The following is a 15,342-nucleotide window of genomic DNA, read 5'->3' as shown; positions in this document are numbered from 1 at the left end:
GCGCGTCAGGCCGCCGCTGGCGCGTAGCGCGCGAGCATCTCGGCCAGCGCCTCCCGGCGCACGGGCTTGGCCAGGTAGTCGTTCATCCCCGCGGCGAGGCAGTGTTCGCGGTCGCCCGCGAGCGCGTTGGCCGTGAGCGCGACGATGACCACGCCGTTGCCCGGCGGCGGCAGGGCGCGGATGCGGCGCGTGGCCTCGAAGCCGTCGCACACCGGCATCTGGCAGTCCATCAGCACGAGGTCGAACTCACCGGCCTGGACGGCAGCCACCGCCTGCGCGCCGTCGGCCACGACCTCGACGCGGCAGCCGCACTTCTCCAGCATGAGCCGGGCCACCTTCTGGTTCACGAGGTTGTCCTCCGCCACCAGCACACGCAGATTCGGCCGCGGGACGCCGGCGCCCGACTGCGGCCGCGGCGCCGGCAGCGGCGGCGCGACCTGGGCCGCCACCGGGCGGCCCAGGCGCTCGAGCGTCGCGAACAACTCGCTGCGCCGCACCGGCTTCATCAGCCGCGCACTCCGCTCGAGGCTCACCGGCGTTCCGCCCGGCCGCGAGGCCAGCAGGACGACCGCGGGTGGGTGTGGCGCCCGGGCCCGCAGGCGCTCGGCCAGCCGCAGGCCGCCGCCATCGGTCAGGCCTTCGTCGATCAGTGCGACGTGCGGCCAGGGGCCGTCGCCGATCAGCGCGAGGGCCTCGTCGGCATCCCGCGCCACCTGCACGGACATCCCCGCATCCATGAGCGTCTGCTCGAGCATGACGCGCGAGGCCCGGCTGTCGTCGGCGACCAGCACCCGCAGGCCGCCGAGCGCACCGGTGTCGACCGGTTCGGGCAGGTGGCCGGACCGCGTGCACGGAATCGTGAACCAGAACGTCGTGCCCTCGCCGATCCGGCTGTCGATGCCGATCGCGCCGCCGAGCAGTTCGATGATCCGCTTGGAGATGGCCAGGCCCAGCCCCGTGCCGCCATAGCGGCGCGTGGTCGACGCGTCGGCCTGGGTGAACGCGTCGAACAGGCGCGCCTGGGCCTCGGGCGCGATGCCGATGCCGGTGTCGCTGACCTCCACCCGCAGGTGTGCGAGGCCGTCGGAGATCGACGGGGCCGTCACCCGGATGGCGACGTCGCCCGTCTCGGTGAACTTGATGGCGTTGCCCACCAGGTTGAGCAGCACCTGCCGCAGCCGGCCGGGATCGCCGACGAGGTTGCGCGGCACGTCCGCCGCGATGCGGCACGTGAGGTCGAGCCCCTTGGCGGTGGCCCGCTCCCCCATCAACCGCGCGACGTCGTCGGCCAGCGCCTCCGGATCGAAGGCGATGCGCTCGAACTCCAGCTTGCCCGACTCCACCTTGGAGAAGTCGAGGATGTCGTTGATGACGTTCAGCAGTACGTCACCCGAGGAGCGGACGGTCTCCACGAGCGAGTGCTGCTCGGGCGAGAGCGGCGAGTCGAGCAACAGATCCGTGATGCCGATGACGGCGTTCATCGGCGTGCGGATCTCGTGGCTCATCGAGGCGAGGAACTCCGACTTGGCGCGCGTGGCGGCCAGCGCCTGCGCGTGGGCGGCTTCGAGCGCCTCCTCGGCGGCCTTGTACTCGGAGATGTCGATCATCACGCCGATCAGCTCGCGAGGCTCACCCTGCTCGACGATCACCGACACGATGTCGCGCAGCCAGACCAGGCGCCCGTCCTGCGTCTGCACGCGGTACTCCATCGTGTGGTCGCGACGCTCGGCCGTGGCGCGCTGGCTGTACCGGCGCACCCACTCGTCGTCGTCCGGATGCCGGATGCGCGAGACGAAATCGGGCTCGTCGGTCCAGGACGTCGCCGGATAGCCGAGCAGCTGCTCGGCCTCCTGGCTCACGAACGAGTAGCGCCCCGTGGCCACGTCGCGCCGCCACACGATCGCCTTGACCGAGTGCACCAGTTGCTGCATCTGGCGCTCGGTGGCCCGCAGGGCGTCCTCGGCCTCACGACGCCGACGGGCCGACAGGGCCTCGGCCTGCACCTTCGAGGCGACCATGCGCCTGACACGGCGATACCAGGCCAGCGCGCCGACCAGGCCGGCCAGGGCGAGCGCCACCAACAGCACCAGCGTCCACGGCGAGACCCGCGCCGGCGGCGCCTCGGGGGTGAGGTACTGCTCGAAGGCACGGGCGAAGGTGCCGTTCTCCTTCAACTGCGCCAGCGCAGGCTCGAGCCAGTCGAACTCGGGTGCCCGCCCGCGGCCGGTCACGAAGTGGTAGCCGGCCGCCTTGATCTCGCGCGACGGCAACTCGCGGGCGTCGAGGACGCGCGCCGCCCGGCGTAACACGAGGGCGTTGCCGAGGATGAGCGAGGCGTTGCCGTCGAGCAGCATGCGCAAGCCGTCGTGCTGGTTGGGAGCCAGGACCAGCAACGGCCGGTTGACCTCGGGGAGTTCGACCATGAGCTCGTGCATCAGCGAGCCCTGCTCGACCACGACGACCTCCCGCGCCAGGTCCGTGAGGCGTTCCGGCAGCGGCGTGGACCGATCGGGTCGGCCGATGACCGACTGCTGCAGGGTCCAGATGAGGGACAGGTAGTCATACCGCGCCCGGCGCGCGTCCGAGGCACCCACCGCCGCCAGATCGACGGCGCCGCTGTCGAGCCCGCCGAGCACCTGCGCCCAGGCGGTCAACCGCACCTCGATGGGCCGCCCCGTGTGGCGCGACAGGGCGCGGATCAGGGCCACGTTGAAGCCGTCGGGGCGACCGTGCTCGTCGAGATGCTCCCAGGGGCCGAAGGTGGACGAGCCGGCGTAGACGAGCGGCCGGGGCGCCGTCGAGGCAGGCGCCGCCGGGGTCGAGGCCAGGGCAGGTGGTTCGGGGTCAGCGGCCAACACCGCAGTCGCGCCGGGCAAGGCACAGGCCCCTGCCAGCGTTGCGATGATCCCGACCCTGCGCAGCCACGTCGTCACGCGGTCTCCAAACGCCATCGAGGCCGAGGGGAGCCCGGCCCTCCCGGTATTCGGCCGGGAAGGGCGGAACGTGAAGGCGGCGCACGGCCACCGTCGCGCTAGACGACCGACTGCGGACGGGTGGACGAACGGGGCGCCGGCGCACCCGCGAGACGCGGTTCGAGGAGGGTGACGATGGCCGACGTGAGGCCGCAGATGGCCGCCCCCCAGACGATGTCGACCAGGGTCATGCGGAGGGAGAAGCCCGCCAGCACGGAATACGCGGTGAGGTCGTAGGTGCCGTAGGACACCACGCCCATGAGGGCGCCGAATCCGAGCGCCCGGGTCGCCTGGCCCTCGGCGCGCGGCAGCACGAGGACGACCAGGCCCAGCACCAGGACACCATACACGGCGAAGGCGGCCCACCAGACCGGCGCGAAGTCCGGCCCGGACAGGCGGGCCATACTGCCGAGCTCGGCCTTGTAGAAGCCGTTCATGAAGATCCCGAGCCAGACGAAGTCGAGCGCGGCGAAGACCGCCGTGGTCAAGAGGGCCTGGACAGCCACGCGGCGCACGGTCGTTGATTCCACCACAGCGCGTATGACGCCGGTCCCGGCCGCCGAGGTTCGTTCGACCGGGTTGCCCGGGCGGTGTATACTTGGCTGTTCCCATGGCGCCGGGCAGGCGCCCCCCGGGACGGTGGGTGTAGCTCAAGGGCAGAGCGCCGGACTGTGGCTCCGGATGTTGGGGGTTCGAATCCCCTCACCCACCCCAAGCTTCGCAAAGAGCAGAAGAGTAGAAGGGCAGAAGGCGGAAGGTCTGCGACCGTGCTGTGCTGCGGGGTCAGCGGCCCGGCAGCAGCGCGCGCTCGAGCGTCTCCTTCACGTCCACGCCGAACTCCGGATGCTGCACGGAGCCGCGGATGCGCAGCGGGAACTCCGTGGCGCCGTCGCGGCGGAAGAGGCCGTCGAACGGCCGCAGCAGCCACCCCTTCCTACCACCCAGCATGCGCGACACGCCGGCCTGCAGCCGGATCCGCCCGTCGAACTGCAGGCGCTGGCCTTCCAGTGTGTAGTGCCCGGCAAGTGCGACGCGCGCGCCGTCCACCTCGAAGCGCAACGCCGGAAAGCGGATGACCCCGTCGGCCATGGTGAACCGCCCGGAGAACGCCGACACCACCCGCGTCACTTCCTCGGCATCGGGCCGTCCCTGCGCGCGCCGGCTCAACTCGTCGAGCCGTGCCTGCACCGCGCGACTGCTGAACGTCGCGTCGCGCAGCGTGAACCGCCCGTCGAGCGTCATGCGCCGCACCACGGGCACGGGCCCCGGCGGGATCAGCAGTGCGGCATCCACGCCAAGGCGCCCACGCATCGCCGGCGGACCGTCGACGACGAGCGCGAGGACGTCCTCGAGGCGTCCGTCGGTGATGTGGGTGGCGAGATCCACGGTGCGGCCGCGCCGGTCCTCGGCTCTCACGATGCCGCCCGTGACACGAATGGGCGTGCCCGCGCCGAGGCGCGCCTCGGCAGGCTGGATGTAGGTGTTGCCGTTGGTCCCGTCGACCACCACCGTGTACCGCGTCTCGAGCGGGAGCGGGCGGCCGCCGACGCGCAGGTCGAAGCCGGGCGTGGTGCTCGTGCCTGTCGCCTCGATGCGCTCGAGCACGCCCGTATAGCGGCCCTCGGCCTGCAACACCCCGGCGAGACCGCGGATGGTCGACAGGTCGGCGTCGACGAACCGGTAGGTCGCCGCGATCGGTGTGCGCGCCGGGGCGCTGACCTGCCACGGGCCGAAGGTGCCCGAGGTGATCACCAGGCCGCGCGGCTGCGGGTTCTCGAGTTGGGTCTCGAACGCCATGGCCCTGTCGCTCGAGATGTCGCGCACGGTGAGCCGATGCATCACGAAGCGGCGCGGCAGCTTGCGCGTCTCGCGCGGCAGGATCACGAGCGTCGCGGCGTCGGCGGTCACGCGCCCGATGATCACCGCCGGCGTACGGCCGGGTGCCTGCGCGGCAGGCCGCCTCGCCTCCGTCGAGGTCGATTCGACGCGCATGTCGCCGAAGCGCGGTTGCCCCGGGCCGGGCGATGGGGGGATGGCAATCGCCAGGCCCGTCAACGTGACCGCGTCCACGCGACGCGGACGCCGGAACATCTCCCGCCACGTGATCGTCGTCTCGAAGCGCTCGAGCCGCACCAGCGGCGCGACGTCGAGACGGCGGCGATGACGGATGACGAGCGGACCGCCGGCAATCCTGGTGACGGGCCCGAGCGTGATCCGGATGGCCTGCAGCTCGACGCCGCTGTCGAGCTCGCGCTCCAGCGTGGCGATCACCGTCGCGCGGAGCCAGTACTCGAGGCGTGGACGCGCCGTGGCCCACACGACACCCATGCCGATCACGCCGGCCACGAGGGTCCCGAGCAGGACGTGACGGACGCGCGCAGCCATGAATCACGGAGGGTACTGCGGCGTTCCGCCAAAAGACAGCTCGGCCGCAGCCGCCGAGTCGATAGAATCATTCGCCATGCAGGACTTCGAGACCCTCGGCGCGTTCTACCTCGGCCGTCCCTACGACATCGCGACGAAGACGGCCACGCCCGCGCCGCTGATGTACGACTCGCGGGATCTGCTCACCCACGCGGTGTGCATCGGCATGACCGGCAGCGGCAAGACCGGCCTCTGCATCGGGCTGCTCGAGGAAGCGCTCATCGACGGGATCCCCGCCATCATCATCGACCCGAAGGGCGACCTCGCGAACCTGGCGCTGACGTTCCCGTCGCTGAGCGGCGAGGCGTTCGCGCCGTGGGTGAACGAGGACGAGGCGCAGCGCGCCGGGCAGGACGTCCCCACGTTCGCGGCGGCGCAGGCCGAGCGCTGGAAGAAGGGCCTGGCGGGCTGGGGCCAGGACGGCGCGCGCATCCAGCGCCTCAAGGACGCGGCGGGCGTGACGATCTACACGCCCGGCAGCAGCGCCGGCGTGCCGGTGTCGATCCTGAAGTCGTTCGCGGTGCCGCCGGCGGCCGTGCTCGAGGATCGCGACCTGCTGCGCGAGCGCCTGCAGACGACCGTGGGCAGCCTGCTCGGGCTCGCGGGGGTTCAGGCCGATCCGCTGCAGTCGCGCGAGCACATCCTGCTGGCGAAGATCCTCGAGACGGCCTGGCTCGCGGGCACCGACCTGGATCTCGTCGGCATCATCCAGCAAATCCAGGCGCCGCCGTTCACGCGCATCGGCGCGCTCGAACTCGATGCGTTCTACCCGGCCAAGGATCGCTTCGGCCTGGCGATGGCGCTCAACAACCTGCTCGCGGCGCCGGGCTTCGATCAGTGGCTGACGGGCGCGCCGCTCGACGTGGCGTCGTTCCTGCGCACGGAGGACGGCCGGCCGCGCGCCGCGATCTTCTCCATCGCGCACCTGAGCGATGCCGAGCGGATGTTCTTCGTGTCGCTGCTGCTCAACGAGGTGCTCGGCTGGGTGCGCATGCAGTCGGGCACCACCAGCCTGCGCGCGCTGCTGTACATGGACGAGATCTTCGGGTACATGCCGCCGGTGGCCAACCCGCCGTCCAAGGAGCCGCTGATGCTGCTCCTGAAGCAGGCGCGCGCGTTCGGGCTGGGCGTGGTGCTGGCCACGCAGAACCCGGTGGACCTCGATTACAAGGGCCTGTCCAACACGGGCACGTGGTTCATCGGTCGCCTGCAGACCGAGCGCGACAAGGCGCGCGTGCTCGAGGGCCTCGCGGGCGCGGCCGGGGGCGAACGCTTCGATCGTGGCGCGATGAGCGAGACGCTGTCGGCCCTCGGCAACCGGGTGTTCCTGATGCACAACGTGCACGAGTCGGCGGGCCCGCTCACGTTCGAGACACGGTGGACGCTGTCGTACCTGCGGGGGCCGCTCACGCGGACGGACATCAAGGCGTTGACGGCGGGTACCGGGAACGGGGTACCGGGTACGGCAGCCCAGGGGGCGGACGTCGTCGCACGCGCGGTCGCCGGTCACGCCGCGGCGGCGGGGCCCGAAGCGTCCGTAGCGCAAGCCGCGTCGTCCCTGCTGTCGGCGCCGCCGGTGCTGCCGCCGGGCGTGACGGCGATGTTCGTACCGGCGCGCGGCGTCGCGGCAGGAGGCACTTTGGCCTACGACCCGGCGCTGTACGTGGCCGGCAGCGTGCGCATCGCCGACACGAAGCGCCGCATCGCCGAGACGATGCCGGTGCAGGTCATCGTGCCGCTGCAACCGGGCGCGACACCGCTCGCGCTCGACCGCGCCGCCGACACCGACGTCGTGCCCCAGGACCTGGAGCAGGCGCCGCGTGGCCCGGCGACATACGGCGAACTGCCGCCGGGCGCGACGACGACGAAGAGTCTCGACACGTGGAAGCGCGGCGTCGCGACCTGGCTGTACGACACGCGCACCCTCACCCTGCTCGAGCACGAGGCCAGCGGACAGCACTCGACGCCCGGCGAGAGCGAGGCGGCGTTCCGCGCGCGACTCTCCGAGGCGCTGCGCGTGGCGCGCGACGCGAAGGTGGAGGCCATCCGCGTGAAGTACGCCGCGCGACTGCAGGCCCAGGATGAGCGGATCCGCAAGGCCGAGCAGGTGCTGGGCAAGCAGCAACAGGAGGTGTCGGCCTCGACGGGTTCGGCCCTGCTCACGGCGGCCACGGGCGTGTTCGGCGCGCTCTTCGGGCGCAAGACGCTGAGTGCCACCAATGCGGGCCGCCTCGGGAGCGCGGCGCGTGGCGCGAGCAAGGTGATGAAGGAGAAGCAGGACGTCGCCCGCGCCGAGGAGAACCTGGCCACCGAGCAACAGAAGCTCGTCGACCTGCGCGCCGCCATCGAGGCCGAGGCCCAGCAGGCCGCGGCAGACGAGGGCGTGCCCGTCACGCCGTTGGTGCTCCGGCCGAAGAAGACCGACGTGACCGTGGCGACGGCGATGCTCGTGTGGACGCCCCGCGCGGATGCCTGAGACGGTCCCATGACCCGTCGCCAGTTGCTGGCGCTCGCCGCCGCCACGATGACCGTCGCGCGGGCGCGCGCCGCCCCGACCGTCACGGCGCGGTGGGACGACTTCCCCCCGGCCCTGCAGCGCCGCCTTCGGGCGCTCGGCATCGAGGAGTGGCAGGCGTGGGCCGTCGCCGAGCGCGCCGACACGCGTCGTCGCGTCGACGAGGGGCTTGGCGAGCATCGCGTCGCCGTGGCCCTCCAGTCGCGCCGATGGACCACGGCAGCCCCCATCGAGCCTGCCCTGAGCGCGCGGGCGTTCATCGACCAGGGCCGCATCCCGGCCGATGCCGCGGCACGGCTCGACGCGTTCGCGTCGGTGCTGGCCTCCGGGGACGGACGCCTCGGGACGCTGCGCGCGCTGCGCCCCGACGGCCTCGGCGACGCAGCGCTGCGCACCCGCCTGCGCGACGACTACGGGCGCACGATGCGGTTCCTCCACGCCAAGGAGTTCGAAGCGAAGACGGCCGACGATGTCGCGCGCTTGTACCAGTCACGCGGACTCAGCACCGACACCGGCGTCGACGGGGGATACGCCGTCGCCGAAGCGCTCGGTGCCCTCCCGCTCGACGCCCCGGTGCGCCGCCTGCTCATCGTCGGTCCCGGCCTCGACCTCGGGCCGCGCACGGGCCTGGACGACGACACGCTCGGACAGACCGTGCAACCCTTCGCCATCGCGGATGCGCTCCGCGCGGCCGGCAAGGCCTCGTCGGAACTCGAGGTCGACGTGCTCGACGTGAATCCGGTGGTGTGCGACGTCGTGGCCGCGCTCGGCCGCGCGACGGGCGCCACGTCGCTCGTCCTGCGATCGTCGTTGTCGACCCGGCGCCATCGCCTGCTGCCGTCGTATGTCGCGTACCTGGAGACCTGGGGCGGTGGCCTCGGGGTGCCGCGGTCGCCGCTCGACCACGGCCGCGACGGCCGGCCCGTGCGCCGCGTGCAGGTGCCGGCGGGCGCGTGGCGACGGCTGACACCGCACGCGGGGCACGTGGCCCTCGATCGGGCGCCGGGTCCCTACGACCTGGTGGTGGCGACCAACGTCCTCACCTATCTTGGCGAACCCGCCCTCGCGGCGGCGTGCGGGACGCTGGCCGGGGCGCTGCGCCCGGGCGGCTTCCTCATCCACAACGAGCCCAGGACGTCGCTGGCCGCGGCCGCCGCCGACGCCGGGTTGCCGATGGTGCAGGCCCGGACCGTCGCGTTCACGGCGCCCGATGCGTCAGGACGCGTGGAGCACGACGTGGCCGCCGTTCACCGGTTGCTGCCCTGAGCGGCCAGGCCGACCACCGACGAGGCGTGCTCGTCGATGCGCGCCATGCGCGCGAGGAAGCGTGGGTCGCGCCGCAGCGGATCGAGCCGCGAGTCGACGCGCGCGTAGGCCAGGCGCGAGGAGTTGGCGTCGATCGCCTTGTCGAGCCACTCGAAGGCCCGCGTCGCGTCGCCGACGCTGACATAGGCGAGGGCGATCCAGAACGCACCGTCGCCGGTCGGCCGCAGGTCGTAGTTGGTCCGCAGGCGCGCCAGGGCCTGCTGGGCCTCGCGCGGCTTGCCGGCGTCGTGGTGGATCTTCACGAGTTGCGAGAGGACGAACGGGTCCTCGGCGGCATGCTGTGCGCCCACGGCCTGGCAGGCCGCGAGGGCCTCCGCGGTGCGCTTCAGCTCCGTGTACGCCTTGCACAGGCCGATGTAGGCGGCCGAGTACTGCGAGTCGAGGCGCAGCAGCGTCTCGTAGGTGCGCGCGGCCTCATCGAAGCGCTTCGCGTAGTGCAGCGTTGCGCCCAGGTAGCCGCGCAGCAGCGATGACCTCTGGTTGAGCTTCTGGGCCTCCGAGACCTGCTCGACGGCGGCGTCGACGCGGCCACGGCCCGCCAGGAGCATCGCGTACCGGATGCGCGCGTACTCGCCGCTGGGGCTCAGGGCCAGCGAGCGCATGAAGTACCGCTCGGCCTGGCCCACGTTGTGGCGTTCCGCGTACAGATCGCCCAGCGCCGCGAGGGCCTCCGCGCTGCGATCGTCGAGGCTGAGCGCCTTCGAGATCACGTTCTGCGCCAGCGGCAGGGCCTCCTCCGCGGTGAGCGCGTTGTGGCGATAGCGCGAGAGCAACGCCTCGGCCCACTTCGCGTACGCGAGCACGAAGTCCGGCTCGGCCTCCGTGGCGCGCCGGAACGACTCGGCGGCCTCCTCGACTTCCTTGCGTCCCCCGCGGCCCAGGCGGCTCTCGCCGAGCTTGTAGGCCTGCATCGCTTCGGGGTTGTCGAGCGGCAACTCGGTGCGCAGCGACGGACGCTCGACATCGGACACGGCCAGTTCCGCGACCACCAACTGCGTCAGCGAGGCCGTGAACTCGCGGACCGACGTGCTCGTCGTCATCGACTGCCGCAGGACCTGCGTGGGGCCCTGCGCGCGCTGGATCTTCAGTTCCGCCTGCATCCCGGCGTCCTGCCTGGACACCGCGACCTCGATGTACACGTCGGCGCTGATGGCATGCATGATCGCCGCGATCGGCTGGCCGAGCATGGGCTCCACCGCCACGGGGGCGATGACGCGGAACGACGGCGACGACCTGAGGTCCTGCGCCAGCTGCGCGATGACGGGCGGCGTGAGCCCGGGATCGGCGCCGGTAGCGCTGCCGAACGCCAGCCGCAGGGCTGCGCCGGGCGTCTGGGCCCGCACATCGAGGTCCTGCTGCGGCCGCGATGTGGCCAGTGACGTCGAACGTCCGCGGAAGGTCAGGTCCCGGGGCAGGATCGACCAGGCCGCGATCCCGCCGACCAGCACGGCACCGGCGGCGATGGCGATGACGCCCCAGGGCAGGGACGACGTCACGGCCGCGGGCACCGGGGTCGGCGTGACGGCCGGCGGCCCGGGGGCTGCGGCCTCGCCCGACGGCGTGGTCACCGGCGGCTTGCGCGTCCACGTGTCCCAGCCGAGCGTGCGCGACAGGGCTTCCTTGACGGCCGCGATGGTGGCGTAGCGGCGCTCCACGTCCGGATCGCACGCCCGCTCGACGATGCGGATGAAGTCGTCGGGCAGGTCGGGGCGCAAATCGGCCAGCGGCATGCGCTCCGAGCGGTCGTACCGCGCCGCCAGTTCCGCCACCGACGTCGCCCGGACCGGGTACGCGCCGGACACGAGGTAGTAGAGCACCACGCCGAGGCTGTAGATGTCGCTGCGCGGCGAGGGCGCCGCGCCGGCGACGACCTCGGGCGCGAGGAACGACAGGGTGGCCGGCGGCAGGTCGAGCGCACTCACGGGCACGCCCTGCGGCCAGACGTCCATCAGGACCAGCCGACCGCCCGCCTCGCGCACGATGTTGTCGGGCGACAGCAGCCCGTGTGCCAGGCCCTCCCGATGGAGCGCGGACACGGCGCGACACAGCTCCCAGCCCACCAGGGCCGCTTCCCGCGCACTGAAGGTGCCCTGCGCGACCACCACCTGATCGAGGCTGCGGCCATCGACGAACTCCATGACCAGGCCGGTCCGGTCGTCGTGCTGCTCGGCCCCGTAGACCTCGACGGCATTCGGGTGTCGCACCTTCGCCAGCGCCTGTCCGGTGGCCAGGAAGGCGACGCCCACCTCGGGCGGCGAGGGCTCCGGCAGGAACCTGATCACGACATCACGATGCAGGTGATCGGTGGCGCGCACGACGCGACCGAGCGTGCCGGGGCCGAGCACCCGGAGCAGCCGGTACGGTCCCCAGGTGCCGAGATCGGGCTCGTCAGGGTCTGGCTCGCCGCCCATCGACGACGGGAGGGGGCTGTCGGGCTCGAGCGCGGCCGGCGGCGTCGCGGCAAGCGACTGCGCGTCCGGGCCCTCGTCGGGCAGGCTGCGGTGCAGCTCGGCGATGTCAGCGATGACGCGCAGCTGCCGGAAGATGGCGCGCTCGGCTTCGGTGCCGAGCTCGGCCTCCAGGGCGGCCCAGTCCACCGCCGCGCCGTCTGCGAGCGTGGCGGCCAGGTCCGTGAGCCCGCGGTCTGTGCGCATGCGGAAAGTGGCTCATTGTCGCACAGGTCCCTCGACCGTTCGTGGATGTCAGCCGTCCTACAATCGCGTGGTGTTCCTTCTTGCTCGGCCGGCCCGTCGCGCCGCCCTCCCGGTGCTCGCGCTCGCCATCACGCTCGCCCTCGTCGGCGAACCCCTCCGACGGCCGCAGGCCGCGCTGGTGCAGGCGGCCGGCGCGTCCCAATCCCCCGCGGGGACTCCCCTCCCCGACCTCGCGCAACTCATCAAGGACGTGCGCGCCGGGCTGCGCACCGACGAGCAGCTGCTGCGCCAGTACACCTTCAAGGAACGTCGCCGCGACGTGAACGTGTCCAGGCTCGGCAAGGTCCAGCTCGGGCCGTGGCGGGAGTTCGAGGTGTACCCCTCGGAGGTCCCGGGCGAGACCTACAAGCGGCTGATCAGCGTCAACGGCGTGCCGCTGGCCGCCGCGGAACTCGAGCGCCGCGACGCGGCGCACCGCAAGCGCGTGCTCGACCAGATGGAGCAGATCAGGGTCGAAACGCCGGCGCAGCGCGACAAGCGGCTCGCCAAGCGGGCCAGGGAGCTCCGCGAGGAGCAGGACGTGATCGACGACGTGTTCGCGGTCTACCAGATCGCGCTCGTGGGCCGCGAGGTGCGCGACGGGCAGGCGACGCTGGTGGCGACGCTCACGCCCCGGAAGAATGCCCGCACGAAGAGCGACGCCGGGAAGTTCCTGAAGAAGGTGCGGGGGCGGGCCTGGATCTCCGAGAGCGACCGTCAGGTGATCCGCACGGAACTCGAGGCCGTCGAGGACGTCACGTTCGGCCTCGGCCTGCTGGCGCGCATGCACAAGGGCAGCACCATCATGTTTCGTCGCACCAGGGTCAACGGCGAGATCTGGCTGCCGGCCGAGGCGCAGTACAAGGTCGTCGGCAAGACGCTCGTGTTCCGGAAGTTCGGCCTCGAGTCCACCACCGTCTTCTCCGACTACAGGAAGTTCGGCGTCAGCACCAGCGAGGAAGTCGCGGTGAAGTGACGGTGGCAATGTGACATTCGACATTCGAGATTCTCGAGGCGCGGGCCTTCGGCCACGCGCCTGCGGATGGCCTCGCGCGAGCGAAGGCCGGCAGGCCGAGCCGCCGGGAATTTCCGATGTCCAATGTCGAATTGTCAGGTGCGGCGGTGATCGGCACGCCAGTGGGTGATGGCGCGCTTGATCGCGTCTGGCGTCATCGACTCGCTGGCGGCCCGGGCCGTGAGCGCCGCCAGTTCCTCGTCGGCGGCGAACCGCAACGCCACCACGTGCTTGACGCCGAGCGCCTTCCACTGCGCCAGCGTCGCCGGCGGCAACAGTCGCTCGGCCCGCAGTTGCTCCTCGAGCATGATGATGCGGTCCTGCAGCTTGGTCGTGTAGACGCGCCCCATGGCGAGTTGCATGAACAGGCAGCCGAGGACGCCGACCCATGCGAAGGCCGCCCCCCATTCGCGGCCAGTCAGCATGGCGGCGACTCCGGCGACGGCGATCATCCAGAGCGCGGTGCCGATGAAGGTCGGCACGGGTTGGTGGGCGTGGGTGGCGTAGGTCTGTGTGCTCATGATTGGTTCGGCATCGAGGAGTGGTGCAGGACCACCGGCGCGCTCTTCTTGCGCAGGCGCATGTTGAGCAGTTCGACCAGCAGCGAGAACGCCATCGCGAAGTAGATGTAGCCCTTGTCGACGTGCTGGCCGAACGCCTCGGCGACCAGCATCACGCCGATCAGGATCAGGAAGGCCAGCGCCAGCATCTTCATCGTCGGGTGCTTCTGCACGAAGCTGCTGATGGGGCCGGCGAACACCAGCATCACGGCCGCCGCGAGGACCACCGCGACCATCATGATCTGCACGTGCGGCGTCATGCCGACGGCGGTGATCACCGAGTCGAGCGAGAAGACGATGTCGATGAGCATGATCTGCGCGATCACGCCGCCGAGGGTCGCACCGGCACGACCGCCGCCGTGCGCCTGCTCCTCCTCGCCCTCGAGCTTGTCGTGGATCTCGAAGGTCGCCTTGCCGATCAGGAAGAGGCCGCCGAGCAGCAGGATCAGTTGCTTGCCGGAGATGCCCTGGCCCATGAGGTTGAAGAGCGGCCGGGTCAGGCCCATGACCCACGAGATGCCGAGCAGCAGCGCCAGGCGCGAGATCACCGCCATGGAGATGCCGAGCCGGCGGGCGCGGGGCTGCTGGTCCTTGGGCAGTCGGCTCGACAGGATCGCGATGAAGATCACGTTGTCGATGCCGAGCACGATCTCCAGCGCGGCCAGGGTGGCCAGCGAGACCAGGCTCGCGGCGCTCCACAGGGGCGCCGCCGGGACGGGGGCAGCGGCCGTGGCCGTGTCGGCCAGCGCGAACAGACCGGGCCACAGGCCGGTCACCATCTCGATCACGACAGTCCTTTCGGGAGCACGCAGCTCGCGCGGAAAGGTCGATTGTACCGAAAGGGATGCCGCCGACCGGCGACAGGCGGCCCGCCGGCCCTACGCGCTGGCGCGCTTGCGGGGTTTGCGGGTCGCCTCGCCCTCCGCCCCGCTGGCGAGGGTGGCCTTGGCCGGGGTCTTCTTGCCGGCACTGACCGACTCGAGGCTGCGCCGCAACGCTTCCATGAGGTCGACCACCTTGGCGGGCGCCTCCTCCTCGGTCTCCACGATCTCCTCGCCGGCGACCTTGGCGTCGATGAGCGCGCGCAGCCCTTCCTGGTAGGTGTCCTGGAAGCTCGTCATGTCGAGGTCGCCCTCGAACGTCCCGATCACCTGCTGGGCCAGCTTCACTTCCTCGGGCCTGAGCGTGGCCGGCACGCCCTCGAGCTCCTCGATCTGCGACATGCTGCGCACCTCGTCGGCCGACCGCAGCGTGTACATCACGAGCCCCTTCTCGCGGGGCTGGACGGCCACGATGTACTCCCGACCGTAGAGCGCCAGCTTGCCGATCCCGGCCTTGCCCTGCATGCCCTCGCGGATGACGGCGAACGCCTCGGCCGCCACGTTGCCGTCCGGGGCGAGATAGTAGGGCCGCTCGAAGTAGATCGGGTCGATCTGGTCCACGGTGGTGAACCGCGTGAGGTTGATGAGCCGCGTCGACTCCGGCCGGACCTTCGACAGGTCCTCCTCGCTCACCGTAACGTACCGGCCCTTCGAGAACTCGTACCCCTTCACGATCTCCGTGTTGGCGACCTCGCGCTCGCAGTGCGGGCACCACTTCTTCTGCTGGATGCGCGTCTGGCAGGCCTCGTGCAGCTGGTTGAAGCTCACCGTCGCATGCGCATCGGTGGCCGGGAACACCCGGATCGGGATGGTCACCAGGCTGAGCTTGAGATGTCCCTTCCAGGTCGCACGTGCTGCCATGACTCTTCCCCCTCCGCAAACCGCACGCCCGTGGGACCAGCCTGCTGCCCCCAGCGGTCCCCGCTACCGCTACCGCTACCGCTACCCGCTACCCG

Annotated in this window: 10 protein-coding genes and 1 tRNA gene; 4 read left to right on the top strand and 7 right to left on the bottom strand. The window is 71.5% G+C overall.

Annotated elements, in window-relative coordinates; genetic code table 11:
• Positions 1-5: 5 nt before the first annotated feature.
• Both ACIRDX_RS14590 and ACIRDX_RS14585 read right to left on the bottom strand, forming a co-directional pair.
• Positions 6-2,933, bottom strand: coding sequence for a response regulator (locus tag ACIRDX_RS14590; protein ID WP_396626171.1), 2,928 nt, complete (start codon positions 2,931-2,933; stop codon positions 6-8).
• Between the two features lie 98 nt (positions 2,934-3,031).
• Positions 3,032-3,502 carry a DUF2177 family protein gene (locus ACIRDX_RS14585; protein WP_396626170.1) on the bottom strand — a complete coding sequence of 157 codons (471 nt, stop codon included), beginning with the start codon at positions 3,500-3,502 and terminating at the stop codon, positions 3,032-3,034.
• Positions 3,503-3,611: 109 nt separating this feature from the next.
• Between ACIRDX_RS14585 and ACIRDX_RS14580 the strand changes: the two genes are divergently transcribed.
• Positions 3,612-3,686 (top strand) — tRNA-His (locus ACIRDX_RS14580).
• A gap of 69 nt (positions 3,687-3,755) precedes the next feature.
• Here the strand turns inward: ACIRDX_RS14580 and ACIRDX_RS14575 are convergent.
• Positions 3,756-5,357 carry a hypothetical protein gene (locus ACIRDX_RS14575; RefSeq protein ID WP_396626169.1) on the bottom strand — a complete coding sequence of 534 codons (1,602 nt, stop codon included), beginning with the start codon at positions 5,355-5,357 and terminating at the stop codon, positions 3,756-3,758.
• 76 nt (positions 5,358-5,433) lie between these two features.
• On the opposite strand from ACIRDX_RS14575, the gene ACIRDX_RS14570 reads away from it, so the two are divergent.
• Complete coding sequence (locus ACIRDX_RS14570; RefSeq protein WP_396626168.1) at positions 5,434-7,872, top strand: ATP-binding protein; 2,439 nt, start codon at positions 5,434-5,436, stop codon at positions 7,870-7,872.
• 9 nt (positions 7,873-7,881) lie between these two features.
• Positions 7,882-9,177, top strand: a complete 1,296-nt coding sequence (locus tag ACIRDX_RS14565; protein WP_396626167.1) for a hypothetical protein — start codon at positions 7,882-7,884, stop codon at positions 9,175-9,177.
• Here the strand turns inward: ACIRDX_RS14565 and ACIRDX_RS14560 are convergent.
• Positions 9,159-11,891 (bottom strand): protein kinase, encoded by a 2,733-nt coding sequence (locus tag ACIRDX_RS14560; protein ID WP_396626166.1) that lies wholly within the window; start codon positions 11,889-11,891, stop codon positions 9,159-9,161. The two genes, ACIRDX_RS14565 and ACIRDX_RS14560, sit on opposite strands and share 19 nt — an antisense overlap.
• A 70-nt stretch (positions 11,892-11,961) precedes the next feature.
• Here ACIRDX_RS14560 and ACIRDX_RS14555 point away from each other — a divergent pair, with 70 nt between their 5' ends.
• A complete protein-coding gene (locus ACIRDX_RS14555) occupies positions 11,962-12,906 on the top strand; it encodes a hypothetical protein (protein ID WP_396626165.1) in 945 nt (314 codons plus the stop codon).
• 134 nt (positions 12,907-13,040) lie between these two features.
• Here the strand turns inward: ACIRDX_RS14555 and ACIRDX_RS14550 are convergent, their stop codons facing one another.
• From ACIRDX_RS14550 to ACIRDX_RS14540, 3 genes are all read right to left on the bottom strand, one after another.
• Positions 13,041-13,466 carry a DUF6526 family protein gene (locus ACIRDX_RS14550; protein ID WP_396626164.1) on the bottom strand — a complete coding sequence of 142 codons (426 nt, stop codon included), beginning with the start codon at positions 13,464-13,466 and terminating at the stop codon, positions 13,041-13,043.
• Positions 13,463-14,293 carry a TerC family protein gene (locus tag ACIRDX_RS14545; protein ID WP_396626163.1) on the bottom strand — a complete coding sequence of 277 codons (831 nt, stop codon included), beginning with the start codon at positions 14,291-14,293 and terminating at the stop codon, positions 13,463-13,465. Before ACIRDX_RS14545 ends, ACIRDX_RS14550 begins: the two co-directional genes overlap by 4 nt.
• A gap of 90 nt (positions 14,294-14,383) precedes the next feature.
• The gene (locus tag ACIRDX_RS14540; RefSeq protein WP_396626162.1) at positions 14,384-15,247 is read right to left on the bottom strand and encodes a Ku protein; all 864 of its coding nucleotides are present in this window, start codon (positions 15,245-15,247) and stop codon (positions 14,384-14,386) included.
• Between the last annotated feature and the right edge of the window lie 95 nt (positions 15,248-15,342).

Origin of the sequence: Luteitalea sp., from assembly GCF_044337415.1 — a bacterium.
Taxonomy (GTDB): domain Bacteria; phylum Acidobacteriota; class Vicinamibacteria; order Vicinamibacterales; family Vicinamibacteraceae; genus Luteitalea.
Note: the sequence above shows the minus strand (reverse complement) of the source record. Positions and strands in the feature narration are given on the sequence as shown.

Coding starts and splice junctions, on each gene's coding strand:
- ACIRDX_RS14575 (WP_396626169.1), bottom strand. CDS start 5,357: ATGGCTGCGCGCGTCCGTCACGTCCTGCTCGGGACCCTCGTGGCCGGC.
- ACIRDX_RS14570 (WP_396626168.1), top strand. CDS start 5,434: ATGCAGGACTTCGAGACCCTCGGCGCGTTCTACCTCGGCCGTCCCTAC.
- ACIRDX_RS14565 (WP_396626167.1), top strand. CDS start 7,882: ATGACCCGTCGCCAGTTGCTGGCGCTCGCCGCCGCCACGATGACCGTC.
- ACIRDX_RS14560 (WP_396626166.1), bottom strand. CDS start 11,891: ATGCGCACAGACCGCGGGCTCACGGACCTGGCCGCCACGCTCGCAGAC.
- ACIRDX_RS14550 (WP_396626164.1), bottom strand. CDS start 13,466: ATGAGCACACAGACCTACGCCACCCACGCCCACCAACCCGTGCCGACC.
- ACIRDX_RS14540 (WP_396626162.1), bottom strand. CDS start 15,247: ATGGCAGCACGTGCGACCTGGAAGGGACATCTCAAGCTCAGCCTGGTG.